The following is a 24,705-nucleotide window of genomic DNA, read 5'->3' as shown; positions in this document are numbered from 1 at the left end:
CGCAGCCTTCACGGAATGAAACACGCGCCTGCGTGCCTCTAGACTGGAACCCGGCCCGTGAGGCCGATCCCGCATGTCGAGCCCTCGGAGGAACTGCCTGATGACTGCGCCGGTCGTATTGATCGCCGAACAACTCTCGCCCGCGACCGTCGCCGCACTCGGCCCCGACTTCGAAGTCGTGCAGGCCGACGGAACCGACCGCGAGGCGCTGCGAGCCGCGCTCGCGAACGCCGACGCCGTACTCGTGCGGTCGGCGACGCAGCTCGACGCCGAGGCCATCGGCTGGGCGCCGAAGCTCAAGGTCATCGCCCGCGCGGGCGTCGGCCTCGACAACGTCGACATCAAGGCGGCCACCCAGGCGGGCGTCATGGTCGTGAACGCACCCACCTCGAACATCATCAGCGCGGCCGAGCTCACCGTAGCCCATATCCTCGGCCTGGCCCGCCACCTGCCCCGCGCCCACGGATCCCTCGCGGCCGGAGAGTGGAAGCGCTCCTCGTTCACCGGCATCGAGCTCTACGAGAAGACCGTCGGCATCGTCGGTCTCGGCCGCATCGGGGCCCTCGTCGCCGAGCGTCTCCGCGGCTTCGGCGTCGAGCTCATCGCCTTCGACCCCTACGTCACCGCCGTGCGCGCGCAGCAGCTCGGGGTCGAGCTCGTGAGCCTCGAGGAGCTCGTCTCCCGCGCCGACTTCCTCACGATCCACATGCCGCGCACGCCCGAGACGCTCGGCATGATCGGCGCCGATCAGCTCGCTGCCATGAAGCCAACCGCCTATGTCGTGAACGTCGCCAGGGGCGGACTCATCGACGAGGCCGCGCTCGCGGCCGCGCTCGCGGACGGTCAGATCGCGGGTGCCGCGCTCGACGTCTTCATGCAGGAGCCGCCGGCCGACGCCTCGCTCACGGGGCTGCCCAACGTGAACGTGACGCCGCACCTGGGCGCCTCGACCGAGGAGGCCCAGGAGAAGGCGGGCATCGCCGTCGCGAAGTCGGTGCGCCTCGCCCTCGCGGGCGACCTCGTGCCCGACGCCGTGAATCTCGCGGGCGCGGGCATCGACGAGTACGTGCGCCCCGGCCTGCCCCTCACCGAGAAGCTCGGCCAGGTCTTCGCGGGCCTCGCGAACGGCCCCATCGCCTCGCTCGACATCGAGGTGCACGGCGAACTCTCCGAGCACCGGGTCGAGGCGCTGCGCCTCGCCGCGCTCAAGGGCCTGTTCGCCCGCATCGTCAGCGAGCCGGTCTCGTACGTGAACGCGCCGCTGCTCGCCGAGCAGCGCAACCTCGAGGTGCGCTTCAGCGTCGACTCGATCTCCGAGAGCTACCGCAACGTCATCACCCTGCGCGGCGCTCTCACCGACGGCACTCAGATCTCCGTCTCCGGCACGCTCACGGGCCCCAAGCAGATCGAGAAGATCGTCGAGGTGAACGGCTACGATGTCGAGCTGCCGATCCCCGAGCACCTGATCGTGTTCAGCTACACCGACCGCCCCGGCATCGTGGCGGCCTACGGCAGCCTGCTCGGCGAGGCCGGCGTCAACATCGCGGGCCTGCAGATCGCCCGCGACGAGAAGAAGGGCACCGCGCTGTCGGTGCTCTCGATCGACGCGCCGATCGCCGACGAGCTCGTCGAGCAGCTGCGCGACGCGATCGGCGCCGAGCAGATCAGCGTCATCGACATCGCCGAGCTGTAGGAGGCTCGCGAGGGGAGGGCCCGGGATTCCGCGAGGGATCCCGGGCCCTCCGCGTTAGAGCATCTCTGCGTCGGGCAGGGTGATCGGGCCGGTGACCGGCTCGAAGCGGTCGATGCTCAACGCGAGGCGACGCAGCAGCGCAGCCAGTCGATCCCTCTCGGATCGCGGCATACTGCCGAGCATGCGCTCCTCGGCATCGCTCAGCCGCGTCATCGCGGCGTCGACGAGCGTCTGCCCGAGCGGCATCATCTCGACGAGCACGCCCCTGCCGTCGTTCGGGTCGGTGAGCCGGCGGACGAGTCCGCGCTCGGTCATGCGGTCGATGCGGTTGGTCATCGTGCCACTCGACACCATGGTCTGCTGCACGAGCACCTTCGGGCTCTGCCGGTACGGCTGGCCGCCTCGGCGCAGCACTGCGAGCACGTCGAACTCCCACGACGTCAGCCCCGAGCGCTCGAAGGCGTGCGACCGTGCGCGGTCGAGGTGCTTCGCGATGCGCATGAGCCGAGAGAAGATGGAGAGGGGCGCGAGGTCCAGATCCGGTCTCGCGGTATGCCAATCGGCCAGGATGCGGTCGACCTCGTCCTCGTGCTTCATGAGGACCATTATCCCGCTTCCCGCGCCGTGCGCGTGTGCGCCGTGCGGCGGGCGCGCCCGGATCTGGCAGACTGGTAGCCGTGCCTCCGGGCACGATCCGCCTTGGTGTAATGGCAGCACGACAGCCTTTGGAGCTGTGAGGTCTAGGTTCGAGTCCTAGGGGCGGAGCGGAACTTTCGATGCGGAGCATCGAAAGCCCGCTCCGCCCTGCGCTCACAAGCGCAGGCAGAGATGAGTGAAGCGCAGCTTCTCCGTGTGCGGGGAGCAGCAGCCCACTCGGAGAACGGCTCCGAAAGGCGCTGATCCGGGAACCGTTCCGATACCGCCTAAGGAAAACACATGTCAGACCGTCACATCGCAGTCATCATCCTCGCCGCAGGCCAGGGCACGAGGATGAAGTCCTCGCTGCCGAAGGTGCTGCACCGCATCGCAGGTCGGCCGCTCATCTCCCACGTGCTCGACACCGCGGCCGGTCTGTCGCCGGAGGTCGTGCTCTCGGTCGTGCGCCACGAGCGCGAGTGGGTCGCCGCGGCCATCCTCGACCACGCCCCTGACACGGTGATCGTCGACCAGGACGACGTGCCCGGCACCGGCAGGGCGGTGGAGCAGGCGCTCGAGGCGCTGCCCGCCGACTTCGAGGGATCCGTCGTCGTGCTCTCGGGCGATGTTCCGCTGATCGACTCCGCGACGCTCGAGCGCCTCGTCGGCGGGCACCTCGAGCAGGGCCGCAGCATGACCATGCTCTCGGCGATCTTCGACAACCCGACGGGCCTCGGCCGCATCCTCCGCGACTCGGGCGGCTCCGTCACCGGCATCGTCGAGGAGAAGGACGCGAGCGAGTCCCAGCGCCGCATCACCGAGATCAACGGCGGCATCTACGTCTTCGCGCGTCGCGCACTGGAACGCGCGCTCGCCGAGATCGACACGAACAACGCCCAGGGAGAGAAGTACCTGACCGACGCGGCGTCGCGCATCCTCGCGAGCGGCGGCGGCGTCGAGGCCGTCGCGACCGACGATCCCTGGCTCATCGCCGGCGTCAACGATCGTGTGCAGCTCGCCGAGGCGGGGCGCGAGCTCAACGCCCGCATCGTGCGCGCGCACCAGCGCGCCGGCGTCACGATCAGGGATCCCCGCACCACCTGGATCGACGCGGATGTCTCGATCGAGGCCGATGTCGAGATCCTGCCCGGCACCTTCCTGCAGGGCGCCACCTCGATCGCGGCGGGTGCCGTCGTCGGGCCCGACACCACCCTCGTCGACTGCGAGGTGGGGGAGGGCGCCCGCGTGCGCCGCAGCGAGGCGACCCTCGCGGTGATCGCGGCCGGCGCCGAGGTGGGACCCTTCGCCTACATCCGCCCGGGCACCGAGCTCGGCGAGGGCGGCAAGATCGGCGCGTTCGTGGAGACGAAGAACGCCAAGGTCGGCGCGGCCAGCAAGATCCCTCATCTCAGCTATGTCGGCGACGGCGTCATCGGCACCGGGACCAACATCGGCGCCGGCACGATCTTCGCGAACTACGACGGCGTGCAGAAGCACCAGACCGTCGTCGGCGATGCCGTGCGCATCGGGTCGAAGAATGTGCTCATCGCACCGGTTACGATTGAGGACGGCACGTACACGGCGGCCGGCACGGTGGTGCGGAAGAACGTACCCTCCGGGTCGCTCGCCCTGAACGTGGCACCGCAGCGCAACATCGCGGGATGGGTGGCAGAGCACCGGCCGGGCACCAGCACGGCCGAGGCGGCCGAACGCGCCGCAGGCACCGAAGCGTCGCCGAGCGACGACCAGTAACAGCAGATTGAGGGATCAGCACTGATGAGCAAGATCGAGATGGCGGGGCAGAAGAAGCTCGTCTTGATTACCGGCCGGGCCTATCCGGAACTCGCGGAGCAGGTGGCGGAGGAGCTCGGTGCGGAACTCGTGCCCACCGACGCGCGCACCTTCGCCAACGGCGAGCTCTACGCCCGCTTCGACGAGAGCGTGCGCGGCTCCGACGCCTTCGTCATCCAGTCGCACACGAACCCGATCAACGAGTGGCTCATGGAGCAGCTCATCATGGTCGACGCTCTCAAGCGCGCCTCCGCGAAGCGTATCACCGTCGTCGCGCCCTTCTACCCCTACTCCCGCCAGGACAAGAAGGGCCGCGGCCGCGAGCCGATCTCGGCGCGCCTCGTGGCCGACCTCTTCAAGGCAGCCGGCGCCGACCGCATCATGTCGGTCGATCTGCACGCCCCGCAGATCCAGGGGTTCTTCGACGGCCCCGTCGACCACCTCTTCGCCATGCCCGTGCTGCTCGATCACTTCAGGAAGACGATCGACCGCGACGACATCACCGTCGTGTCGCCCGACATGGGGCGCGTGCGCGTCGCCGACGTCTGGAGCGACCGCCTGGGCGCGCCGCTCGCGATCATCCACAAGCGCCGTGACCCGAGCGTGCCGAACCAGGCATCGGTGCACGGCATCGTCGGCGACGTGAAGGACCGCTGGTGCATCATGGTCGACGACATGATCGACACGGGCGGCACCATCTCGAAGGCCGCGCAGGCGCTCAAGGACAACGGCGCCAAGGGCGTCACGATCGCCTGCACCCACGCGATCTTCTCGGGCAGCGCGATCGACCACCTCTCGCAGGATTTCATCGACCAGGTCGTCGTCACCGACACCCTGCCCCTGCCGCCCGAGAAGCGCTTCGACAAGCTCACCGTGCTGTCGATCGCACCGCTGCTCGCGAAGGCGATCCACGAGGTCTTCGAGGACGGTTCCGTGACGTCGATGTTCGAGGGCGCGGCGTAGAAGAACGCAGAGCGTTTTTTCAAGCCGCGGTGCCGCTGCAGCGGCAGCCCATGGAGCACGGAGCGGAGCGACGTGCCGGGTGGCGGCGTAGAAAAACGCGGAGCGTTGAGCGCCGAGGGCCCCGCTCCGGCTCCCATCCGAGAATCGCGTCGTCGCGATGCGCCGCTTCGCTTGTCGCGCATCGCTCTGTCGCGAATCGGACGGGAGCCGGAGCGGGGCCCTCGGCGCTCGCGTACCCGTGTGTTCTCCTGGTGGGGATGTGACGTGTCGGTTTCGGGCCGAGAATCGCGTCGTCGCGATGCGCCGCTTCGCTTGTCGCGCATCGCTCTGTCGCGAATCGGACGGGAGCCGGAGCGGGGCCCTCAGCGCTCTCGTACCCGTATCCTCTGATGAGGGGGTGAACGGATGAGCGCTCGGTCAGGCGTCGTCGCATATACCGCGGCGGTGCTCGTCGTGCTCGCGGCGCCTGCGTTCTTCGTGCTCGAGTGGGCGACTGTCGGCTTCGCGCTGCTGCTGGCCGGGCTCGCCGTCGCCTGGGTCGGGGAGCGACGCGGGGCGCGCTCCTCGCGCCACCTGCACTCCGTGCCCGGGGAAGCCGCGCGGCAGGATCCCTCGCCCGCCTCCGAAGTGTCGCGCCGCGACCCCTCGCTGATGCGCGACCTCTCGCTCATCGCGACCGGGCTCGCGATCGTGCGGATCATCCCGCTCGCGGCCGAGCTCGACGACTGGGCGATGGCGCGCTTCGCGCTGGCGCTCGGGGGAGCGGTGCTCGTGCCCTACCTTGTGTCGCGCTTCGTCTACCGCGACCGCGCGATCGGCTTCCCGTGGTTGCGCGATCACGACGGCCGACCGAATCCGCGGTGGGGTCGGCTGCACTGGTCGTGGCTCGGGGCGGTGCTGCTGCTCGGTTGGCTGATCCTGCCGTGGTACTTCATCGGCTCGGGGGTGTACCGCAACTGGCCGGTGGTCGACACCCCCGAGCTCATCGGAAGGCTCTTCGTCGGCGTCGGCGCGGTCGGCATCTGGGACGAGCTGTTCTTCATCTGCACGGTGTTCGCGGTGCTGCTGCGACACTTCCCGGCGTGGGCCGCGAACCTGCTGCAGGCGACGGTGTTCGTTTCGTTCCTATGGGAGCTGGGCTATCGGGCGTGGGGGCCCGTGCTCACGGTCCCGTTCGCGCTCGTGCAGGGGTTCATCTTCCTGCGCACGCGATCCCTGTCGTATGTGGTGACGGTGCACCTGCTGTTCGACGCTGTGGTGTTCGCCGTGCTCGTGCACGCGCACGACCCGCAGTTGTTCGATGTGTTCCCGACGGCACCATGACCGGGCCCACTCGGCCCGCGAGCGGGTGGGCTCAGCCCGCGAGCAGGTGCGCGAGGCGCCGCACGGCCAAGTCGTAGCCCTGCACTCCGCAGCCCACGATCACGCAGTTCGCGATTCCGGAGATGTAGGAGTGGTGACGGAACTCCTCGCGCGCGTGCACGTTCGAGATGTGCACCTCGGCGACGGGCATGGCAACGCCCGCGAGCGCATCGCGCAGCGCGATCGAGGTGTGGGTGAAGGCGCCGGGGTTGATGATGATCGCCGAGCAGTCCTCGCGGGCCTCGTGCACCGCGTCGATGAGTGCGCCCTCGTGGTTCGACTGCACGGCGCGTACCTCGAGACCGAAGTCGCCGGCTGCGCGGGTGACGAGCGCCTCGACGTCGGCGAGCGTCTCCTCGCCGTAGATCTCGGGCTCCCGGGTGCCGAGCAAGTTGAGGTTGGGGCCGTTCACCAGCAGGATCCTTCTGGACATCGTGCTCACCTCTCCTCGGCGGTCTTCTGCCTCCATGGTACCCGGGGTGCCGCGAGGGGATCCTTCCGCGGTGCGCCTTCAGCGGTCCCGTCCCGCCTCGCCTCGCCCTCTTTCCGACTACACCCGTTCTGTCCCACTACGCCCGCTCTGTCCGGGTGTACTCGAACACAGCGGGCGTAGTCAGCCTATGGGGGTCTCGCGGGGGAGCAGGCGTGCTGAGCCCGGCCCGATTCCGTGGCCCGACTCGTCGGCCTCAGCGCGGAGGCCGCGGGATAGAGATGCCGAATGCGCGCAGCTTCTCGGCGAGCGTCCGCATGGACCGCAGGTCCGCGGCGTTCAGCCTGATGACGCGCTTCTGCGTGACGCCCTCGATCCAATTCTCGCGGTGCTTCTCCTCCAGGAAGACGTCCTCGGCGCTCCGCCCCCTCAGCATCTCCCCGTCCCGGTACTTCGCCGCGCCGTCGACCTCGCAGAATACTCCGACGCCGCGCAGCTCGAGGTCCACGTAGTACTTCCTGCCGTTCGGTGCCCGCACGGCGATCTGGGTGTCGACGCTGAAACCCAGCTCCTCGAAGAGCGCCCGCGCGACACTCTCGAGCGGCGATTCCGAGCGGTGGTCGACGCGCGCCAGCAGCTCGGCCGCACGCCGGACGCCGCGTTCGCCGCGGCGGAGTTCGGCGAGGAGGCCGGCGATCCACTCGTCTGCCGCCGCCGCGCGTTGCGAACGCGGGAGTCCCCTCACTACCGCAGCGACCGCTGCGTCGGCGCAGACGAGCGCCGACATGCGCGCCGAGAAGCGAGCGAGATCGAGGACCGTTCGGCGGAGCGACGTGCAGAGGATGCCCTCGACATCGACGGCGTCGTTGTGAGGCAGCGGGGCGATGCGGCGGTGAACGGAGGCTGAGCCGTGCACGGTCGTCGCATCGGGCACCAGCAACTGAACCCGTTCCACCCGGGATCGGTAGAGCGGGAGTCCGTGCAGCGCCGCTGCCGACTCCGAACAGACGAAGCGCCCGGGCCCCTGCAGCGGCGCCGTTGCGATGACTCTGGAGAGCAGACGGTCCTCTGCGAAGAGCGGTTCCCAATCGGAGCCGCGCATGTAGGCGCCTCGGCACAGGCGCACGAGCTCACCCGCCCGGACTGCGGTGGCGATCCCTCGCCTGCTCCAGCCCGCGGCCTCCAGCTCGTCGCGGAGGCGGATCAAACCGTTCACGCGCGTGAAGCGCTCATGCCTGTCCATTGCACGAGAGTGACACGCATCGCGTCCGAACGGGGCGGGAGAACGGGGCCTGTGGATGACGCGGCGTTCGTTCCCCTGACGGAGGGCGAGAATGGCGTCCTGTGGAGGGAGACCGGCGCGCTCCCGGACGGGAGAGGCGCGGTGCGGCGAGTACGCCCGATCCGGCCCACTACTCCCGAACAGTGCGGGTGTACTGGGACGGAAAGGGCGTGGTCAGCAGGGAACGGCGCGGCGCGCGGGGCGCCGAGGGATCGGCTAGCGTAGACGGGTGACCGAGCAACCCCTCCCGTACAAGAGCTTCGACCCGAGCACCTTCCGCGAGAAGCCCGTCTCGTTCGTGCGCCGCAGCGGCCGGATGACCCCGTCGCAGGAGCGCGCCTGGAACGATCACCACGCGAAGTATGTGCTCGACATCCCGCACGGCCCCGCGGCGACGAGCGTCGCGGACGGCGCCCACGGCGATCCGGAGCAGATCTTCGGAAGACGCGCGCCGCTCGTGGTGGAGGTCGGCTCGGGCCAGGGTCACGCCATCCTGCACGCGGCGGAGCAGCGCCCCGACACGAACTTCCTCGCGATCGAGGTGTTCCGCGCCGGGCTCGCACGCACGATGATCCGCGCCGAGCTCGCCGGCCTCGAGAATCTGCGGCTCGCCGAGGTGAACGCGCCTGAGCTGCTCGAGAAGTATCTGCCGGCCGGCTCGGTCGACGAGATCTGGGTGTTCTTCCCGGATCCGTGGGCGAAGGCGCGCCACCACAAGCGCAGGCTCGTGAGCGCCGACTTCGCCCGCATAGCGCGGCAGGCGCTGCGCGAGGGCGGCGTACTGCGCCTCGCCACCGACTGGGAGGACTACGCCGAGCAGATGCGCGAGGTGCTCGACGCAGCCGACGGCTTCGAGCGGGATTTCGCGGGGGAGTGGGCCGAGCGATTCGAGGGTCGCGTGCTCACGGCCTTCGAGAAGAAGGGCGCCGACAAGGGCCGGGCGATCCGCGACCTCGCCTACCGCAGGCTCTGAGCGTCGAACCGACCGGCTTCCGAACTGCGGACCACCCGGGGTAGCGTTGCAGGCATGAGCGACGAAGCCGACCCCCGCGCGCCGCACCCCGGTGACGCGACGCCCGCGCACCCGGGCGACGCGACGCCCGCGCAGCCCGAGGCGGTCGAGCGCTGGGAGACCGCGGGCGGCACCTGGCGGGTGGCCTCGGTGGGCGAGGGATCCGCGGTCGTCGAACTGCTGCGCTGCGACGGCGGCGAATGCGTCGAGCTGCTGCGCCTCACCGAGCCGGCGGAGGTGCGCTGGGCGCGGGTGCAGTGAGGCGCGCCGACCTCTACGATGAACGTATGACCGCTCAGGAAACGCAGACGCCCCCGTCGATCGCCGAGCGACTCGACGCGCTGCCTTTCACCCGCAAGCACGGCAGGGTGCTGGCCGGATCGGGAATCGGCTGGGCTCTCGACGCGATGGACGTGGGACTCATCTCGTTCATCATCGCGGCGCTCGTCGAGCACTGGGGGATCACGAAGGGCGAGAGCGGCCTCATCGCATCGGTCGGCTTCGCAGGCATGGCGATCGGCGCGAGCCTCGGCGGGCTGCTCGCCGACCGCGTCGGCCGACGCCAGGTCTTCGCGCTGACGCTGCTGGTCTACGGCATCGCGACGGGAGCGAGCGCGCTCGCTGCGGGCATCGGTATGCTGATCGCCCTGCGCTTCCTCGTCGGCCTCGGTCTTGGCGCCGAGCTGCCGGTCGCCTCCACGTACGTGAGCGAGTTCGCGCCCGCGCGCATCCGCGGTCGTCTGATCGTGATCCTGGAGGCTTTCTGGGCCGTGGGATGGACGGCGTCGGCGCTCATCGGCTACTTCGTCGTGCCGCACGGCGAGAACGGGTGGCGGTGGGCCTTCGCACTCGGCGCGGTGCCAGCGGTGTACGCACTCGTGGTGCGCTGGGGGATGCCGGAGTCGCCGCGGTGGCTCGCCGGCCGCGGGCGCGCGGACGAGGCGGAGCGCATCATCGCGAGCTTCGAACGCGAGGCGGGCATCGTGAACGTCGTGCCGATCCGACTCGAGCCCGCGAGGCCCGCGGCCCGCGGCAACCGTGTGGCCGCGCTCTGGGGGTCGGAGTTCCGCGTACGCACGCTGTCGATCTGGGTCGTCTGGTTCTGCGTGAACTTCGCCTACTACGGCGCCTTCATCTGGATCCCGAGCATCCTCGTCGACGCGGGCTTCGGTCTGGTGAGGTCGTTCGGCTTCACCCTGCTCATCACCCTCGCCCAGCTGCCGGGCTACGCGGTGGCGGCCTGGCTGATCGAGGTCTGGGGGCGCCGCCTCACGCTGTCGGTGTTCCTCCTCGGCTCGGCGGGAGCAGCCATCGCCTTCGGTACCGTGCACGCGGTGCCCGCGATCATCGGCTCGGGTATGGCGCTCTCGTTCTTCAACCTCGGGGCCTGGGGCGCCCTCTACGCCGTGACGCCTGAGCTCTACCCGACCTCGCTGCGCGCCACGGGTGCCGGATGGGCGGCAGGTGTCGGCCGCATCGCCTCGATCGTCGCGCCGCTCGCCGTTCCCGTCATGCTCGCGGCCGGGGGAGCGGGGATGACCTTCGCGGTGTTCGCCGTGTTCTTCGTCGTCGCGGCCGGCGCCGCGTGGGGCCTGGTCGAGCACCGGGGGAAGGCGCTCGACGACCGCTGAGCGCACGCCGATTCGAGAAGGGGAGCATCGATGGGGATCGCAGGAGAAGACGGGACCGGGGCCGAACTGCCCGGATTGCTGGAACGGTTCTCGGAGATCGGGCGCAAGAACGGCACCGGTATCGAGCGGCTCGCGCTGAGCGACCTGGACGCCACCGCCCGCGGCGAGCTGCAGGCGCTCTGGGCGGAGCGCGGGCTGCACGTCTATCGCGACCGCATCGGCAACCAGTTCGGTCTCGTGCAGCCGCTCGACTCCGCGAAGCCCCTCGTGCTCGTCGGGTCGCACCTCGACAGCCAGCCCGACGGCGGCCGCTTCGACGGGCAGGTGGGTGTGCTGGGCGCGCTCGCGGTCGTCTGCGGGATGAGGGATCGCGGGCTCATCCCATCCGGCGTCAACGTGGGAGCGGTGAACTGGACGAACGAGGAGGGCGCGCGGTTCCAGCCGAGCGTCATGGGCAGCAGCGTCTTCGCGGGGGTCTTGTCGCTCGACGCGGCACTCGCGTCGAGCGACACCCGCGAGGTGCGCGTCGCCGATGAGCTGGAACGCCTGTCGCTCGCCGGAGACGCCGAGCTGGCGGGCCGCGTGGCCGGCTACGCGGAGCTGCACGTCGAGCAGGGGCCGCGGCTCGAGGAGGAGGGCGTCGACATCGGGGTCGTCGACGGCACCTGGGCCGCCTACAAGGCCGACGTCGTCGCGCGCGGTGTGCAGACGCACACGGGTCCCACGCCGATGGCGAAACGCATCGACGCGCTCTACGGCGCCGCGCGTGCGATCGCCGCGGTGCACGAGCTCGGCCTTGCGCGCACCGACGGCAGGTTGCACACCGCGGTCGCGTGGATGCGGATCACCCCGAACTCTCCGAACGCGACCCCCTCGGCCGTAGAGTTCAAGGTAGAGCTGCGCGGGCCCGACGAGGAACTGCTCGCACGGACGCGCGACGAACTGCTGGGCCTGCTCGGAGGGATCACAGCCGAGAGCGGCGTCGCGTTCGAGGTGGGCGTGTGGTCGGAGCGGCGTGCCGAGAGCTTCGACGCCGCGCTCGCCGACGAGGTGGAGCGGTCCGTGCGGGAGCTCAGGCTCTCGACGAAGCGCATGCCCACCATCGCCGGGCACGACGCGGTCGTAATGAACGCGGCCGGAGTGCCGACGACGCTGCTGTTCGTCCCGAGCCACGACGGGATCACGCACAACGCCGCCGAGTTCACGAGCGATGTCGACCTCGTCAACGGGGAGGCTGCGCTCGCCGCGGCGGTGCAGCGGCTCTGCGCGCGGGTGCTCGCCGCCTGAGCGTCGGCGTCAGTCGGCGTCGAGCGTGTCGCTGAGGAAGCCGCGCAGCAGCGCGGCCGATCCCTCGATGTGCTCCGCCATCGCGGCAGCCGCAGCCTGGGGCCGCCCCTCGAGGATGGCCGAGACGATGACGGAGTGCTGCTCCTCGGAGTGCGCGATGTTCGGCTCGAGCACGGGGATCTCTTCGAGCAGCGCGTTCACGCGGGTGCGGATGTTGGCGGCGAGCGGTACGAGGCTCGGGGAACCCGAGAGCTCGGCGATGAGCAGGTGGAGGCGCGAGTCGAGGCGCCGGCGGTCACCCGCGGGAGCGTTCGCGCAGGCGTCGAGCGCCTGGGCCAACGCGGAGCGCTCCTCGGAGGTGAGATCCCTCGCCGCGGCCTCGCGAGCCGCCCCGATCTCGAGCACCCGGCGCAGCACCGTCACGTCGGCGACCTCCTCGGGGGTGACGACGGCGCGGGCACCCGAAACGGGAGCGCTCGGCAGCTCCTCGACCACGAAGGTGCCGCCGTAGCGGCCGCGGCGCGAGACCACGTACCCCGCGTCGGCGAGCGTCGAGATCGCCTCGCGCACGGTGTCGCGGCTCACCTTCAGCATGCCCGCGAGATCGCGCTCGGCGGGCAGCCGCTCGCCCGGAGGGATCAGGCCGAGCCTGATCGACTGCAGCAGCCGCTGCATCGTCTCCTCGTAGGCGTTGGTCGGCCGCACCGCCTTGATGAGCAGTTCGGCGCCTTCGCCATTCGGCCTCATCTATCCTCCTCGAAGAGAAACGGGGCCCGCAGGAGTTGCCCTGCGGACCCCGTGACTGCGAGTCTAGCCCGGCTCAGAGCGGCGTCGTGTACGCGCTCGAGAGGCCTCCGTCGACCAGGAACGTCGACGCGGTGATGAATGAGGCGTCGTCGCTCGCGAGGAACGCGACCGAGGCCGCGAGCTCCTCGGGCTTCGCGAAGCGGCCGACCGGCACGTGCACGAGTCGGCGCGCGGCGCGCTCGGGGTCCTTCGCGAACAGCTCCTGCAGCAGCGGGGTGTTCACCGGTCCCGGGCAGAGCGCGTTCACGCGGATGCCCTGACGGGCGAACTGCACGCCGAGCTCGCGGGTCATGGCGAGCACGCCGCCCTTCGACGCCGTGTACGAGATCTGCGAGGTCGCCGAGCCCATCACCGCGACGAACGACGCGGTGTTGATGATCGAACCGCTGCCCTGCTTCGTCATGTGGCGCAGCGCCGCGCGCGAGCACAGGTAGACGCTCTTCAGGTTGACGTCCTGCACCCTCTGCCACGCCGGCAGCTCGGTGGTCTCGATCGAGTCGTCGTCGTCGGGCGAGATGCCCGCGTTGTTGAAGGCGATGTCGACCGAGCCGTACTCGCGGGCCGCGGTGTCGAAGAGGTTGTTGACCTGATCCTCGTCGGTCACGTTGACCTGCACGAAGAGGCCGCCGACCTCGGCAGCGGCCGCCTCGCCGCTCTCGGGGTTCATATCGCCGATCACGATGGTCGCGCCCTCGGCGCGCATGCGCTTCGCGGTCGCGAGGCCGATGCCGCTGGCGCCGCCGGTGATGACGGCGACCTTGCCCGCGAGGCGCTGGGTGAGGTCGATGGGGGTGATGTCGCTCATAGTCGTTTCCTTGAGAGTGTGGGGGTGTTGAGAAGGGATGCTCTGCTGAGTGAGCGAAGGGGATGAGTCGAAGTCGAGGGACCGGGTTTCGACTCGCTTCGCTCGCCGGGCCGGCGGTTACTCGCTGGCGAAGAAGACGTTCTTCGTCTCGGTGAAGTGCTCCGCCGCGTCGGGGCCGAGCTCGCGGCCGAGGCCCGACTGCTTGAAGCCGCCGAACGGGGTCGAGTAGCGCACCGAGGAGTGGGAGTTGACGGAGAGATTGCCGCCCTCGACACCGCGCGCCACCCGGATGCCGCGGGCGAGATCCCTCGTCCAGATCGATCCGCTCAGGCCGTACTCGGTGTCGTTGGCGATGCGCAGGGCGTCGGCCTCGTCCTCGAACGGGATCACCGACACGACCGGGCCGAAGATCTCCTCGGTCGAGAGGCGGTCGCCGTGCGCTCCCTCGACGACCGTGGGCGCGAACCAGGCGCCGGGCCCCTCGGGGGCCGAGCCGCGGAACGCGACCTTCACGTCGTCGGTGATGAACGAGGCGACGCTGTCGCGGTGCGCGAGCGTGACGAGCGGTCCGACCTCGGTCTCCTCGAGCGAGGGATCGCCGACCTTGACGCCCTTCACCGCCTGCTCGAAGTGCTCCATGAAGCGGTCGTAGGCGCTGCGCTGCACGAGCAGCCGGCTGCGGGCGCAGCAGTCCTGGCCGGCGTTGTCGAACACGGAGTAGGGCGCGGTCGCTGCGGCCTTCTCGATGTCGGAGTCGGCGAAGACGATGTTCGCGCTCTTGCCGCCGAGCTCGAGGGTGACGCGCTTCACCTGCTCGGCGCAGCCGGCCATGATTCGCTTGCCGACCTCGGTCGATCCGGTGAAGACGACCTTGCGCACGTCGGGGTTCGTGACGAAGCGCTCTCCCACCACCGAGCCGCGCCCGCTGAGCACCTGGAACAGGCCCTCGGGCAGCCCGGCCTCGAGGGCGAGCTCTCCGAGCCGCATGCTCGTGAGCGGGGTCCACTCGGCGGGCTTCAGCACGACGGCGTTGCCCGCGGCGAGCGCGGGGGCGAAGCCCCAGGCGGCGATCGTCATGGGGAAGTTCCACGGCGTGATGACGCCGACGACGCCGAGCGGCTCGTGGAAGGTGACGTCGAGGCCGCCCGCGACGGGGATCTGCTGGCCGATGAGGCGCTCGGGGGAGGCCGAGTAGTACTCGAGAACGTCGCGCACGTGGCCCGCCTCCCAACGCGACTGGGAGATGGGGTGGCCGGAGTTCGTCGTCTCGAGCGACGCGAGGTGCTCGATGTCGGCGTCGACGGCGGCGGCGAAGCGACGCAGCGCCTTCGCGCGGTCTGCGGGGGCGACCGCGGCCCACTCCTTCTGAGCGCGGGTCGCGGCGGCGATGGCGCGGTCGGTGCCCTCGACGTCGAGGTGCTCGACCTCGGTGACGACGGTCTCGTTCGCCGGGTTGATGATGGTGTAGCTCATGCGTTCTCCTTGCGGACTGTGCCGGCGCCGCCGGCGGTGCGGTAGGTGCGAGCGGCGTCGACGAGGCCCTGGAAGAGGCGCCGGTCGGCCGTGTTCTCCTCGGGATGCCACTGGACGGCGACGCCGAAGGGGTGGTCGGGCAGCTCGAGCGACTCGATGACGCCGTCCTCGGTGCGGCTCGTCACGGCGAGGCCCTCTCCGACCTCGCCGATGGCCTGGTGGTGATAGAGGTGGGCGCCTGCCCTGCGGTCATCGCCGAGGATCTCGGCGATGCGCGATCCCTCATCGACCTCGACCTCGATCTCGTTGAAGACGCCCGCCCCGATCTGGTAGCGGTCGTCGCCGACGACGTCGGGCAGGTGCTGCTGCAGGGTGCCGCCGAGCTCGACGTTCAGCATCTGGGCGCCGCGGCAGATGCCGAGGAGCGGCAGCTGCACCTCGAGGGCCGCCTCGATGAGGGCGGCCTCGAACTCGTCGCGGTCGGTGCGGGGGGCGCCGGTGCGCTCGTGGGGGTCAGCTCCGTATCGCGAGGGATCGATATCGGCGCCGCCCGACAGGATCAGCCCGTCGAGGCCGGCCACGATGCGTCTCGCGATCTCGGGGGAGACCGGTTGGGGCGGCAGCACGGTCGCGATGCCCCCGACGTCGGTGACGGCGTTCAGGTAGACCTGGGGGAGGAAGGAGGCGCGCACGTCCCATACCCCCGTCTGGGCCTGTTCCAGGTAGCTCGTGATGCCGATGACCGGGGCGTCCCCGGTCGCGTCGGCGCGGTCAGAGACGCTCAAAGCCGCGGATCCTCTCCCAATCGGTGATGGCTGCGTCGAAGGCCTTGACCTCGGTGCGCGCAGCGTGGACGTAGTGGTCGACGACCTCGTCGCCGAAGATCTCGCGCGCGATCGTCGACCGATCGAACAGGTCGGCCGCCTCGCGCAGCGTGGTCGGCACGCGGTCGACGTCGCTCGTGTAGGCGTTGCCCGAGAGCGCGTCCTCGAGTTCGAGTTCGTTCTCGATGCCGTAGAGGCCGGCCGCGAGCAGACCCGAGACCGCGAGGTACTGGTTGACGTCCGCACCGGGCACGCGGTTCTCGACGCGCATGCTGTGGCCGCGACCGACGACGCGGAGGGCGCAGCTGCGGTTGTCGAAGCCCCAGGCGACCGCGGTGGGGGCGAAGCTGCCGTCGACGAAGCGCTTGTACGAGTTGATGTTGGGCGCATACAGCAGCGTGAACTCGCGCATGAGCTTCAGCTGCCCCGCGATGAAATGGCGGAAGGTGTCGGACATGCCGTTCTCCGCCGACTCGTCGGCGAAGACCGGATTGCCGTCGAAGTCGCGCAGGCTCGCGTGGATGTGGCAGCTCGATCCCTCGCGCTCGTTGAACTTCGCCATGAAGGTGATCGACTTGCCGTGCTTGTCGGCGATCTCCTTGGATCCGCTCTTGTAGATCGAGTGGTTGTCGCAGGTGGCGAGGGCGTGGCCGTAGCGGAAGGCGATCTCCTGCTGGCCGAAGTTGCACTCGCCCTTCACGCCCTCGTTGTACATGCCGGCGCCGTCCATGGAGAGGCGGATGTCGCGCAGCAGGGGCTCCATACGGGTCGAGGCGTGAAGCGCGTAGTCGATGTTGTAGTCGCTCGCGGTGGCGAGGTCGTTGTAGCGCTTCTTCCACGCGGTGCGGTAGTCGTCGTCGAAGACGATGAACTCGAGCTCGGTGGCGACCGCGGTGGTGAAGCCGCGCTCGGCAAGGCGGTCGATCTGGCGCTGCAGCACGGAGCGGGGGGCGACGGGGATGGGCTCGTGCGAGGTGGCGCTGACGAGATCGGCCATCACGAGGGCGGTGCCGGGGATCCACGGCGTGCGGCGCAGCGTGTTCAGGTCGGGCACCATGGCCATGTCGCCGTAGCCGCTCTCCCAGCTGGTGAGGGCGTAACCGTCGACCGTGTTCAGCTCGACGTCGACGGCGAGGAGGTAGTTGCAGCACTCGGCGTGGCCGTTCATCGTCTCCTCCAGGAAGAGACGGGCCGAGACGCGTTTGCCGACGAGGCGGCCCTGCACGTCGGTGAAGGCGACGATGACGGTGTCGATCTCGCCTGCCGCGACGGCGTCGCGCAGTTCCTGGGGATTCAGGTTTCCGCTCACGGGATTCATATGGCTCTCCTGCTCGTCTTCGAGTACTGGGGGAATTCGGCGACCTGCGCCGCCTCGGCGGCCGAGCTGTTCACCGGTTTCGCGGCGATCAAGAACGTCTATGGTCTGCTTGTCGACCATTAAAGCACGGAACCCCGCTCCGCGGAACAGGGTGCCGCACTCGACGTTATCGAACTTCTCTCGAAATGGTCGGCGACCATATCGAAACCGCATCGGGGCGAAGAATTCTTCGCTAAAGGTGGCTTGATGCCACCAATAAACACTATAGTTCTGAATTGCCACGCACCGACCCGGTCGCGGCCCCACCGAAGGGCGAGCGCACGGGTCGTCACGATGAAGTGAATACAGAGGAAGATATGGCTAAAGACACGCTCAAGGTTTCAGGCGTCACCTACACGACGGCTGACTCGGGATACTTCGAGAAGCGGCAGCTCAAACGGTCCGCCGGCATCTGGGGTCTGTGGGGCCTCGCCGTCGGCGCGGTGATCTCGGGCAACTTCTCGGGCTGGAACTTCGGCATCGAGGCAGCCGGCTTCGGCGGTATGCTCATCGCCTTCGGGATCCTGGTCGTGATGTACTACGGCCTGGTCTTCTCGATCGGCGAGATGGCGGCGGCCATGCCGCACACCGGGGGAGCCTACTCCTTCGGTCGTGCGGCGATGGGGCCGTGGGGCGGCTTCGTCACCGGTCTCGCCGAGTCGATCGAGTACGTCGCGACGACGGCGGTGATCGTCTACTTCTCCGCGGGTTACGCGAACGGCGTGACCGAGGGGCTCATGGGCTTCTCGCTGCCGACCTGGGTGTGGTGGATCATCCTCTACGCGGCCTTCGTCGGCCTCAACACCGCGGGCGCATCGATCTCGCTGAAGTTCGCGGTCGTCGTCTCCTTCGTCTCGATCGGCGTGCTCGTGCTGTTCGCCGTCATGGCCTTCGCGAGCGGCTCGGTGAACTGGGGCAGCCTCATGGACATCGCGCCCGATCCGGGCCAGACCGCCTTCCTGCCGCACGGCGTGCTGCCGATCCTCTTCGCCCTGCCCTTCGCGATGTGGCTCTTCCTCGGCATCGAGGAGCTGCCGCTCGCCGCGGAGGAGTCGCACAACCCCGTCCGCGACATCCCCCGCGCCGGTCTGTGGGCTCGCGGCACGCTGATCGTCACCGGTCTGCTCGTGCTCTTCCTGAACACCGCGGTGCTCGGTGCCGAGGCGACCGGCGTCGCGGGCGAGCCGCTGCTCGACGGCTTCCGCGCCATCCTCGGCGACGACCTCGCCTGGGTCGCGGGTCTGCTCGCGCTCTTCGCGCTCTTCGGCCTGCTCGCCTCGCTGCAGGGCATCATGTTCGCCTACGGCCGCAATCTGTACTCGCTCTCCCGCGCCGGCTACTACCCGAAGTTCCTGTCGCTCACCGGCAAGCGTCAGACCCCCTGGGTGGCGCTGATCGCGGGCGCGCTCATCGGCCTCGCCGCGCTCATCGTCGTCGAGCTCACGGGCGGCGACAGCGGCGTCGGCGGTGCGGTCGTGCTGAACATCGCCGTGTGGGGCGCTGTGGTCGCCTACTTCATGCAGATGGTGTCGTTCATGATGCTGCGCAAGAAGTTCCCGAACGCGAAGCGTCCCTACAAGAGCCCGTGGGGCATGTTCGGCGCCGCTGCCGCTGCCGTGATCTCGGCCCTGATCTTCCTGGGCTTCCTGCTCAACGAGACGTTCCGCCCGGCGATCGTCGCGATCGTGATCGTCTACGTCGTGGGTCTCGTCATCTTCGGCGTCTACACCCGTCACCGCCTCATCCTCTCTCCCGAGGAGGAGTACGCGGTGTCGGGAGGCCTGCACGGCGACCCGCAGGCGGAGGGCTACGGCGGCGCGGTGGAGGAGGAGATCCTCGCGATGGACGGGGTCGACGACCCCGACGCGAGGTAGCCTCGCGGAGCAGCCCCGGACCGCAGTGCGGTCGAGCAGGCGGAGGCGCACGGCGAAGCGCAGCTTCCCCGTGCGGCTCCGCCCGACGGCGTTCGGAATCGTTCGAAGGCCGTAACCTGTTTCCGGTCGAATGAGGATAGGCTCTGCACGCATGAGAACCCGGTTCTTCGTCGAGGTCGACGCAGGTGGAGAGATCATCTCCGTCGAGGAGGGGGAGGCGTCCTCCCTCCCTGCCGCACTGCTCCCGCTGCTCGGCCGTTTCGCCGCCGAGCGCGTGCTCGAGTCGGGGTTCATCTGGGCACCCGAGTCGCAGAACGAGGCGTGCCAGATCCAGGTCGCGCCGGCGACCTCCGAGGATCCGGTTCGGGCGAGCGTCTACGTCTCCGGGGAGTGGCTCGAGGAGCTCCCGTTCGCTCTGACGTACCGGGAGCTCGACGTGCTCACCATGCTCGCGCTGGGGCTGCCGAGCGGCGAGATCGGCGGCCGGCTCCACGTCTCGCCCCGCACGATCACGACGCACGTCGACCGGATCATGCGGAAGATGGGAGCCCAGAGCCGTACCGCGGCGGCGGTGATGGCCGTCGACCAGGGGATCGTCCGCGTGCCGCTGCCCGAGGGCGCAGGGGAGGACTCCGGGGTCCTCCGTCTCGGGCGCACGATGCGCGGCACGACGACTCGCGGGGACGCGGCACGTCGGTCGGTGAAGAGGCCGCTCGTCATCGGCGCGGCGTTGCCGCTGCGCGGCGCCGCGGTCGCCGACGGGATCGAGATGGCGCGTGCGAGCCAGCTCGCGGTCGAGGAATTGAACGCGCGCGGCGGCATCGGCGGCCGAGAGGTCGGGCTCGAGATCGTCGGGATCGATCTGTTCGACGGCGATCAGGTGCGCACGGCGTTCGAGGAGCTGATCGGCCGCGGCGTGGACGTCGTGACCTCGGGATACCTCGCGCGTCAGGACGTCGCGCACGAGGTCATCGCGGAGGCCCGGATCCCGTACCTGCACGCCGCGACGCTCGACGCCATGACGCAGCGGGTGCGCGAGGACTCCACCCGATACGGCAAGATCTTCCAGGTCTGCCCGAGCGACTCGAACTATGCTCCCCGGTTCGTCGAGATGATGACGCAGCTGAGGGATCGCGGGCAGTGGCGGCCGTCGTCCAGCCGGCTGGTCATCGCGCAGGGCGGATGGGAGCAGACCGACCTCGGGATCGTCCGCGCGTCCGGCCTCGCGGAGCAGCACGGTTGGGATCTGGAGGTCATGCGTCTCGGGATCACCGGCCCGCAGGGCTGGAACGACCTCGCGACCCTGATGTCCTCCTCGGCGCCCGCGGCGGTGATGATCGGCAACTATCTCGTCGACGACACCGTCTCCTTCATGCAGAGCTTCCTCCGCGCCCCGAGCGACACGCTCGTCTACTCGCTGTACTCGCCGAGCGTCCCCGAGTTCCGCGAGCGCATGGGAGATGCCGCCGACGGTCTGCTCTGGGCGACGGTGACGGGCACCTACTCCGATGCCCACGCCCGCGCGTTCGTCCATCGCTTCCGCAACCGCTTCGGCGTGAATCCCGGCCGGTCCCACGCGGGCATCGCCTACGACCGGGTCTCCCTCATCGCGCACGCCTGGCAGTTCTCCGCGAACCCGCGGGATGCCGGGCTCGTCGCCGATGAGCTCCGTCGGGTGATCCACCGCGGCGTCAACGGGGTCTACCACTTCGGGGACGCCTCGCAGGCGGCCCAGACCTATTCGGGCCCCGGCGGCGATCCCTCGATGTCGCAAGCGCACCTGGTGTTCCAGATCCAGGCGGGAAAGCAGCGGATCCTCGACCCGGATCCGTACGCGGACGGTCACTTCATGCAGCCGCCCTGGTTCTCGAAGCGCTGACGCCGCCTCCGTTACGCGACTGTGACCGGCGCGTACGTAATCCTTCCGATTCGCAGCACCCCATCCCGCTCATAACGTGAGGAGTGTTCTTCAAAGGCTGCAGAGCACGGGATGGAGTGGACGCGATGGGCGGCAGACTGCGCGACAAGATTGCGGTGGTGACCGGAGCCTCTCGAGGGATCGGGGCCGGCATCGCGGAAGCCATGTCGGAGGAGGGCGCCACGGTCATCGCGTGCGATGTCCTCCCGTTCGAGAATGCGGCGTTCGCGGCGTGCGAGCAGCTCGACGTCGTGGACGAACAGGCGTGGCAGACCCTGATCGGCTCGGTGATCGATCGCTTCGGCGTCCCGACCGTGCTGGTGAACAACGCCGGGGTCACCGGCACCGAGGCCATCGATGAGATCTCGCTCGACGAATGGAACCGCATCATCGCCGTCGACCAGACGGGCGTCTTCCTGGGGATGAAGTCCGTGATCCCCGGCATGATCGCGGCGGGCGGGGGCGCGATCGTCAACATCTCCTCGATCTGCGGCGCGGCCGCAGTCCCCGACATCGCGCCGTACCACGCGGCCAAGGCCGCGGTGCTCACGCTGACCAAGAACGCCGCGGTGACCTACGCGCCCGACGGGATCCGCGCGAACGCGATCCTCCCGGGGTGGATCGCGACGCCGATGACCGCGGGGCAGAGCGATGCGGTGAACCGGGTGTTCCTCGACGCCACGCCGTTGCGCCGGCCGGGAAGCCCGGCCGACGTGGCCGGTGCCGCCGTCTTCCTCGCATCCGACGAGTCCGCGTTCGTGACCGGCGTCGATCTGCCGGTCGACGGCGGATACCTGGCCCGCTAGCCCATCGAGAGGGATGAGAGACATGAAGAGATTGGACGGAAAAGTCGCGATCGTCACCGGTGCAGCGATGGGGATCGGGGCCGAGGTCGCGCGCCTGTTCCTCGAGGAGGGGGCCTGGGTGATCGCCGTGGACCTGGCGCCGTTCCCCGCGCCGGCGACGACGCGGCTGGAGCAGCGGCGGGTCGACGTCGGCAACGAGGCCGACTGGGAGGCGCTCGTCGCGGATATCAGGCGCGTCTTCGGCCGGGTCGACGTGCTGGTCAACGCGGCCGGCATCATCGGTTACGAGGCGATCCACGAGCTCGAGGTAGCGGAGTGGGAGCGCATCCTGCGCGTCGATCAGACCGGGGTGTTCCTCGGCATGCGCTCGGTGATCCCTCTGATGCGGGCGCAGGGATCCGGGTCGATCATCAACCTGTCCTCAGACTGGGGCGTCGTCGGCGGCATCGGCGTCGCCGCGTACAACGCGGCCAAGGGCGCGGTGCGGGGGATGTCGCGCAATGCCGCCGTGACCTATGCGCGCGACGGGGTCCGGGTCAACTCGATGATCCCCGGCTGGATCAGCACGCCGCTGACCGACCGGCAGCCGTCGGAGGCGAACGAGCGGGTCATCGGCTCGACGCCGATGGGTCACGGCGGGCGCCCGTCCGACATCGCCGAGGGGTGCCTCTATCTCGCCTCCGACGCATCGGCCTTCGTCACCGGCACCGATTTCGTCGTCGACGGCGGTTTCCTCGCCGTCTGACGGCCACCGACCACCACCAGATTGGAGTACATCAATGAGCCTGCAGCTTCCTGAAGGCAAGACCCTCGCCGTGAACATCGGCGCTGATTTCGACGCGCACAGCGTCTGGATGGGAACGTTCGGCCTGTCGAGCCCGAGCTATCTCTCCCGCGGAGAGTTCGGTGCGGAGGTCGGGGTGCCGCGGCTGCTCGACCTGTTCGACCGCTACGGGGTGCACGGGACCTGGTGCACGCCGGCGCACACGATGATCACCTTCCCGGAGCGGTTCCGCTCCATCATCGACGCGGGGCACGAGATCGCGGCTCACGGCTGCTGGCACGAGCCCGTGCCGAAGCTCGAAGCGCCCGAGGAGCGGCGACTCATGGAGGAGACCCTCAAGCTGCACGAGAAGCACGTCGGCAAGCGGCCGAGGGGATATCGGTCGCCGGCCTGGGACTTCACCGAGCAGACGCTCGAGCTCCTCGAGGAGTTCGAGTTCGACTGGGACTCCTCGCTGATGGGGCGCGACTTCCAGCCGTACCACCCGCGCCCGGTGACGGTCGGCTGGGAGAACGGCAGCACCTTCGGGGACCCGAGCCCGGTGCTCGAGTTCCCGGTCTCCTGGTTCCTCGACGACTTCCCGGCGGCGGAGTACATCCCCGGCGTCAACCAGGGGCTCGCATCGAGCGAGGACATGTTCCAGCGGTTCAAGGATCACTTCGATTACGCCTACAAGCACGTTCAGGGCGGCGTCCTGACGATCACCGTGCACCCGCAGACCATCGGTCGTGCGCACCACATGATCGGCTTCGAGAAGTTCATCGACTACATGGCCTCGTTCCCCGGGACCTGGTTCGGTTCGCTGAGCGAGATCTACGACACCTGGGTCGAAGACTGAGCCTTCGCACCGATTTCCCGCAGTACATCACCCGACGATTCAAAGGAGAGTCACCATGCGATATCGAAAACTCTTGATCCCCGCGGCGCTCGCCGCCGGAGCGCTGCTGCTCAGCGGTTGCTCCAGCCCGAGCCAGACGGCATCGGAGCAGAGCGCTTCCGCCGTCGAGGGGCAGCCCGAGCCGACCGTCGAATCCGTATCGGAGCTGAAGGTCGCCTACTTCTCGGCCGGGAGCAGCAACCAGTATCTCCAGGCCGCCATCGACGAGGCGAAGGCCTATGCGGATGAGCAGGGCTTCTCGCTCGACGTCTTCGACGGCGAGTTCGACGCCCAGGTGCAGTTCGATCAGATGCAGACGGCGCTGACGAGCGGGAAGTACAACGCGTTCGCCGTCGAGCCCAACGACGGCAACCTGGTCTGCAACCTGCTGACGCAGGACGCGCCCGCGGCGGGGGTCATGGTCGCCGTCTTCAATCTCCCGATCTGCGGCCGTGCGACGAACCTCGGCGAGGAGACCTGGGAGCCCGGCACCGTCAACTACGTCGGCGGCCAGACGCTGGACGTGTACGAATCCTGGGTCGAGCAGGTCAAGGAGCAGTACCCGGACGGCGCGAAGATCGCCCTCATTTCGGGCCCCGACCTGAACGCGAACTCGATCGCCTTCTTCCAGGCCGCGGAAGCCTTCGCGGACGGTCCGTGGGAGGTCGTGGCGCAGCAGACCACCGACTACACGACGCCGCAGGCCTTCCAGGCGGCGCAGACGATCATCCAGGCGAACCCGGATCTCGACATCATCATGTCGAACTTCTCGGGTATGACCCGAGGCGTGCTGCAGGCCACGAGCGGCACGGAGGTCGCGGTGTTCGACTTCGGCGGCGACCAGTGGGCGCTCGACAACGTGAAGAGCGGCGGGCTCGCCTCGACGATCATCATGCTCCCCAGGCAGGAGACGAAGTACGCGCTGCAGGGGTTCGTGGAGCTCATCCAGGGCGAGGACACGCCGAAGTTCGTGAACCTCGCGACGCTCGACAGCCTGCCCGGCGGATCGCCGTTCGTCTATCCCGACAACGTCGACTCGTACGAGGCCGAGTACTAAACGGTTCCGGGGCCCGGGAGACCGGGGCCCGGATCC

23 protein-coding genes and 1 tRNA gene are annotated in these 24,705 nt (G+C 69.2%); 16 read left to right on the top strand and 8 right to left on the bottom strand.

Going from position 1 to position 24,705, the window contains the following annotated elements:
* Positions 1-100: 100 nt before the first annotated feature.
* The gene (gene serA / locus J4H91_RS01490) at positions 101-1,693 is read left to right on the top strand and encodes a phosphoglycerate dehydrogenase (protein WP_208044468.1); all 1,593 of its coding nucleotides are present in this window, start codon (positions 101-103) and stop codon (positions 1,691-1,693) included.
* 54 nt (positions 1,694-1,747) lie between these two features.
* Here serA and J4H91_RS01485 read toward each other — a convergent pair whose 3' ends face one another.
* Positions 1,748-2,290 carry a MarR family winged helix-turn-helix transcriptional regulator gene (locus J4H91_RS01485; protein ID WP_208044467.1) on the bottom strand — a complete coding sequence of 181 codons (543 nt, stop codon included), beginning with the start codon at positions 2,288-2,290 and terminating at the stop codon, positions 1,748-1,750.
* A gap of 96 nt (positions 2,291-2,386) precedes the next feature.
* Between J4H91_RS01485 and J4H91_RS01480 the strand changes: the two genes are divergently transcribed.
* From J4H91_RS01480 to J4H91_RS01465, 4 genes are all read left to right on the top strand, one after another.
* Positions 2,387-2,458 (top strand) — tRNA-Gln (locus J4H91_RS01480).
* A 171-nt stretch (positions 2,459-2,629) separates the two neighbouring features.
* Positions 2,630-4,081 (top strand): bifunctional UDP-N-acetylglucosamine diphosphorylase/glucosamine-1-phosphate N-acetyltransferase GlmU, encoded by a 1,452-nt coding sequence (glmU, locus tag J4H91_RS01475; RefSeq protein WP_208044466.1) that lies wholly within the window; start codon positions 2,630-2,632, stop codon positions 4,079-4,081.
* 24 nt (positions 4,082-4,105) lie between these two features.
* Positions 4,106-5,083 (top strand): ribose-phosphate diphosphokinase, encoded by a 978-nt coding sequence (locus tag J4H91_RS01470; RefSeq protein ID WP_208044465.1) that lies wholly within the window; start codon positions 4,106-4,108, stop codon positions 5,081-5,083.
* A 405-nt stretch (positions 5,084-5,488) separates the two neighbouring features.
* Positions 5,489-6,406 (top strand): CPBP family glutamic-type intramembrane protease, encoded by a 918-nt coding sequence (locus tag J4H91_RS01465; protein ID WP_208044464.1) that lies wholly within the window; start codon positions 5,489-5,491, stop codon positions 6,404-6,406.
* A gap of 31 nt (positions 6,407-6,437) precedes the next feature.
* On the opposite strand, the gene aroQ is transcribed toward J4H91_RS01465, so the two are convergent.
* Both aroQ and J4H91_RS01455 read right to left on the bottom strand, forming a co-directional pair.
* Positions 6,438-6,878 carry a type II 3-dehydroquinate dehydratase gene (aroQ, locus tag J4H91_RS01460; protein ID WP_208044463.1) on the bottom strand — a complete coding sequence of 147 codons (441 nt, stop codon included), beginning with the start codon at positions 6,876-6,878 and terminating at the stop codon, positions 6,438-6,440.
* Between the two features lie 253 nt (positions 6,879-7,131).
* Positions 7,132-8,118, bottom strand: a complete 987-nt coding sequence (locus J4H91_RS01455; protein WP_208044462.1) for a type IV toxin-antitoxin system AbiEi family antitoxin domain-containing protein — start codon at positions 8,116-8,118, stop codon at positions 7,132-7,134.
* A gap of 268 nt (positions 8,119-8,386) precedes the next feature.
* Between J4H91_RS01455 and trmB the strand changes: the two genes are divergently transcribed.
* The 4 genes from trmB to J4H91_RS01435 are packed head-to-tail and all read left to right on the top strand — an operon-like array spanning position 8,387 to position 12,087.
* Positions 8,387-9,130, top strand: a complete 744-nt coding sequence (gene trmB, locus J4H91_RS01450) for a tRNA (guanosine(46)-N7)-methyltransferase TrmB (RefSeq protein ID WP_208044461.1) — start codon at positions 8,387-8,389, stop codon at positions 9,128-9,130.
* Between the two features lie 54 nt (positions 9,131-9,184).
* Positions 9,185-9,430, top strand: coding sequence for a hypothetical protein (locus tag J4H91_RS01445; protein WP_208044460.1), 246 nt, complete (start codon positions 9,185-9,187; stop codon positions 9,428-9,430).
* 26 nt (positions 9,431-9,456) lie between these two features.
* The gene (locus J4H91_RS01440) at positions 9,457-10,800 is read left to right on the top strand and encodes an MFS transporter (protein ID WP_208044459.1); all 1,344 of its coding nucleotides are present in this window, start codon (positions 9,457-9,459) and stop codon (positions 10,798-10,800) included.
* Between the two features lie 30 nt (positions 10,801-10,830).
* Entirely contained in the window at positions 10,831-12,087 is a 1,257-nt protein-coding gene (locus J4H91_RS01435) for a Zn-dependent hydrolase (RefSeq protein WP_208044458.1), read from the top strand.
* A 9-nt stretch (positions 12,088-12,096) separates the two neighbouring features.
* Here J4H91_RS01435 and J4H91_RS01430 read toward each other — a convergent pair whose 3' ends face one another.
* The 5 genes from J4H91_RS01430 to J4H91_RS15420 all read right to left on the bottom strand — a co-directional run bounded on the left by J4H91_RS01430 (position 12,097) and on the right by J4H91_RS15420 (position 17,314).
* A complete protein-coding gene (locus tag J4H91_RS01430; RefSeq protein WP_208044457.1) occupies positions 12,097-12,834 on the bottom strand; it encodes a FadR/GntR family transcriptional regulator in 738 nt (245 codons plus the stop codon).
* A gap of 73 nt (positions 12,835-12,907) precedes the next feature.
* Positions 12,908-13,699, bottom strand: a complete 792-nt coding sequence (locus J4H91_RS01425; RefSeq protein WP_208044456.1) for a 3-oxoacyl-ACP reductase — start codon at positions 13,697-13,699, stop codon at positions 12,908-12,910.
* A gap of 117 nt (positions 13,700-13,816) precedes the next feature.
* Positions 13,817-15,172, bottom strand: coding sequence for an aldehyde dehydrogenase family protein (locus tag J4H91_RS01420; protein WP_208044455.1), 1,356 nt, complete (start codon positions 15,170-15,172; stop codon positions 13,817-13,819).
* Positions 15,169-15,957, bottom strand: a complete 789-nt coding sequence (locus J4H91_RS15425; protein WP_243752476.1) for a gamma-glutamyl-gamma-aminobutyrate hydrolase family protein — start codon at positions 15,955-15,957, stop codon at positions 15,169-15,171. Before J4H91_RS15425 ends, J4H91_RS01420 begins: the two co-directional genes overlap by 4 nt.
* Positions 15,944-17,314 (bottom strand): glutamine synthetase family protein, encoded by a 1,371-nt coding sequence (locus tag J4H91_RS15420; protein ID WP_243752475.1) that lies wholly within the window; start codon positions 17,312-17,314, stop codon positions 15,944-15,946. The genes J4H91_RS15425 and J4H91_RS15420 overlap by 14 nt, the downstream gene beginning before the upstream one ends.
* Here J4H91_RS15420 and J4H91_RS15735 point away from each other — a divergent pair, their 5' ends adjacent.
* From J4H91_RS15735 to J4H91_RS01385, 7 genes are all read left to right on the top strand, one after another.
* Entirely contained in the window at positions 17,315-17,437 is a 123-nt protein-coding gene (locus tag J4H91_RS15735; RefSeq protein WP_279542910.1) for a hypothetical protein, read from the top strand.
* A gap of 233 nt (positions 17,438-17,670) precedes the next feature.
* Positions 17,671-19,227 (top strand): amino acid permease, encoded by a 1,557-nt coding sequence (locus J4H91_RS01410; RefSeq protein ID WP_208044454.1) that lies wholly within the window; start codon positions 17,671-17,673, stop codon positions 19,225-19,227.
* 151 nt (positions 19,228-19,378) lie between these two features.
* Entirely contained in the window at positions 19,379-21,106 is a 1,728-nt protein-coding gene (locus J4H91_RS01405) for an ABC transporter substrate-binding protein (RefSeq protein ID WP_208044453.1), read from the top strand.
* 125 nt (positions 21,107-21,231) lie between these two features.
* Entirely contained in the window at positions 21,232-21,951 is a 720-nt protein-coding gene (locus tag J4H91_RS01400; protein ID WP_208044452.1) for an SDR family NAD(P)-dependent oxidoreductase, read from the top strand.
* 22 nt (positions 21,952-21,973) lie between these two features.
* Positions 21,974-22,696 (top strand): SDR family NAD(P)-dependent oxidoreductase, encoded by a 723-nt coding sequence (locus tag J4H91_RS01395; protein ID WP_208044451.1) that lies wholly within the window; start codon positions 21,974-21,976, stop codon positions 22,694-22,696.
* A gap of 34 nt (positions 22,697-22,730) precedes the next feature.
* Positions 22,731-23,573, top strand: coding sequence for a polysaccharide deacetylase family protein (locus J4H91_RS01390; RefSeq protein ID WP_208044450.1), 843 nt, complete (start codon positions 22,731-22,733; stop codon positions 23,571-23,573).
* Positions 23,574-23,628: 55 nt separating this feature from the next.
* The gene (locus J4H91_RS01385; protein ID WP_208044449.1) at positions 23,629-24,669 is read left to right on the top strand and encodes a sugar ABC transporter substrate-binding protein; all 1,041 of its coding nucleotides are present in this window, start codon (positions 23,629-23,631) and stop codon (positions 24,667-24,669) included.
* Positions 24,670-24,705 lie beyond the last annotated feature (36 nt).

This window comes from Leucobacter ruminantium (assembly GCF_017565705.1).
Lineage (GTDB): Bacteria > Actinomycetota > Actinomycetes > Actinomycetales > Microbacteriaceae > Leucobacter > Leucobacter ruminantium.
This window is presented reverse-complemented; position numbering and strand designations above follow the sequence as displayed.

What these genes read in the sequence shown, in the direction of transcription:
- J4H91_RS15735 (WP_279542910.1), top strand. Translation starts at nt 17,315, where the DNA reads ATGGCTCTCCTGCTCGTCTTCGAGTACTGGGGGAATTCGGCGACCTGC.
- serA (WP_208044468.1), top strand. Translation starts at nt 101, where the DNA reads ATGACTGCGCCGGTCGTATTGATCGCCGAACAACTCTCGCCCGCGACC.
- J4H91_RS01445 (WP_208044460.1), top strand. Translation starts at nt 9,185, where the DNA reads ATGAGCGACGAAGCCGACCCCCGCGCGCCGCACCCCGGTGACGCGACG.
- J4H91_RS01395 (WP_208044451.1), top strand. Translation starts at nt 21,974, where the DNA reads ATGAAGAGATTGGACGGAAAAGTCGCGATCGTCACCGGTGCAGCGATG.
- J4H91_RS01400 (WP_208044452.1), top strand. Translation starts at nt 21,232, where the DNA reads ATGGGCGGCAGACTGCGCGACAAGATTGCGGTGGTGACCGGAGCCTCT.
- glmU (WP_208044466.1), top strand. Translation starts at nt 2,630, where the DNA reads ATGTCAGACCGTCACATCGCAGTCATCATCCTCGCCGCAGGCCAGGGC.
- J4H91_RS01405 (WP_208044453.1), top strand. Translation starts at nt 19,379, where the DNA reads ATGAGAACCCGGTTCTTCGTCGAGGTCGACGCAGGTGGAGAGATCATC.
- J4H91_RS15420 (WP_243752475.1), bottom strand. Translation starts at nt 17,314, where the DNA reads ATGAATCCCGTGAGCGGAAACCTGAATCCCCAGGAACTGCGCGACGCC.
- J4H91_RS01385 (WP_208044449.1), top strand. Translation starts at nt 23,629, where the DNA reads ATGCGATATCGAAAACTCTTGATCCCCGCGGCGCTCGCCGCCGGAGCG.
- J4H91_RS01455 (WP_208044462.1), bottom strand. Translation starts at nt 8,118, where the DNA reads ATGGACAGGCATGAGCGCTTCACGCGCGTGAACGGTTTGATCCGCCTC.
- J4H91_RS01420 (WP_208044455.1), bottom strand. Translation starts at nt 15,172, where the DNA reads ATGAGCTACACCATCATCAACCCGGCGAACGAGACCGTCGTCACCGAG.
- aroQ (WP_208044463.1), bottom strand. Translation starts at nt 6,878, where the DNA reads ATGTCCAGAAGGATCCTGCTGGTGAACGGCCCCAACCTCAACTTGCTC.
- J4H91_RS01465 (WP_208044464.1), top strand. Translation starts at nt 5,489, where the DNA reads ATGAGCGCTCGGTCAGGCGTCGTCGCATATACCGCGGCGGTGCTCGTC.
- J4H91_RS01485 (WP_208044467.1), bottom strand. Translation starts at nt 2,290, where the DNA reads ATGAAGCACGAGGACGAGGTCGACCGCATCCTGGCCGATTGGCATACC.
- J4H91_RS01390 (WP_208044450.1), top strand. Translation starts at nt 22,731, where the DNA reads ATGAGCCTGCAGCTTCCTGAAGGCAAGACCCTCGCCGTGAACATCGGC.
- J4H91_RS01435 (WP_208044458.1), top strand. Translation starts at nt 10,831, where the DNA reads ATGGGGATCGCAGGAGAAGACGGGACCGGGGCCGAACTGCCCGGATTG.
- J4H91_RS01410 (WP_208044454.1), top strand. Translation starts at nt 17,671, where the DNA reads ATGGCTAAAGACACGCTCAAGGTTTCAGGCGTCACCTACACGACGGCT.
- J4H91_RS01440 (WP_208044459.1), top strand. Translation starts at nt 9,457, where the DNA reads ATGACCGCTCAGGAAACGCAGACGCCCCCGTCGATCGCCGAGCGACTC.
- J4H91_RS01470 (WP_208044465.1), top strand. Translation starts at nt 4,106, where the DNA reads ATGAGCAAGATCGAGATGGCGGGGCAGAAGAAGCTCGTCTTGATTACC.
- J4H91_RS01425 (WP_208044456.1), bottom strand. Translation starts at nt 13,699, where the DNA reads ATGAGCGACATCACCCCCATCGACCTCACCCAGCGCCTCGCGGGCAAG.
- J4H91_RS01430 (WP_208044457.1), bottom strand. Translation starts at nt 12,834, where the DNA reads ATGAGGCCGAATGGCGAAGGCGCCGAACTGCTCATCAAGGCGGTGCGG.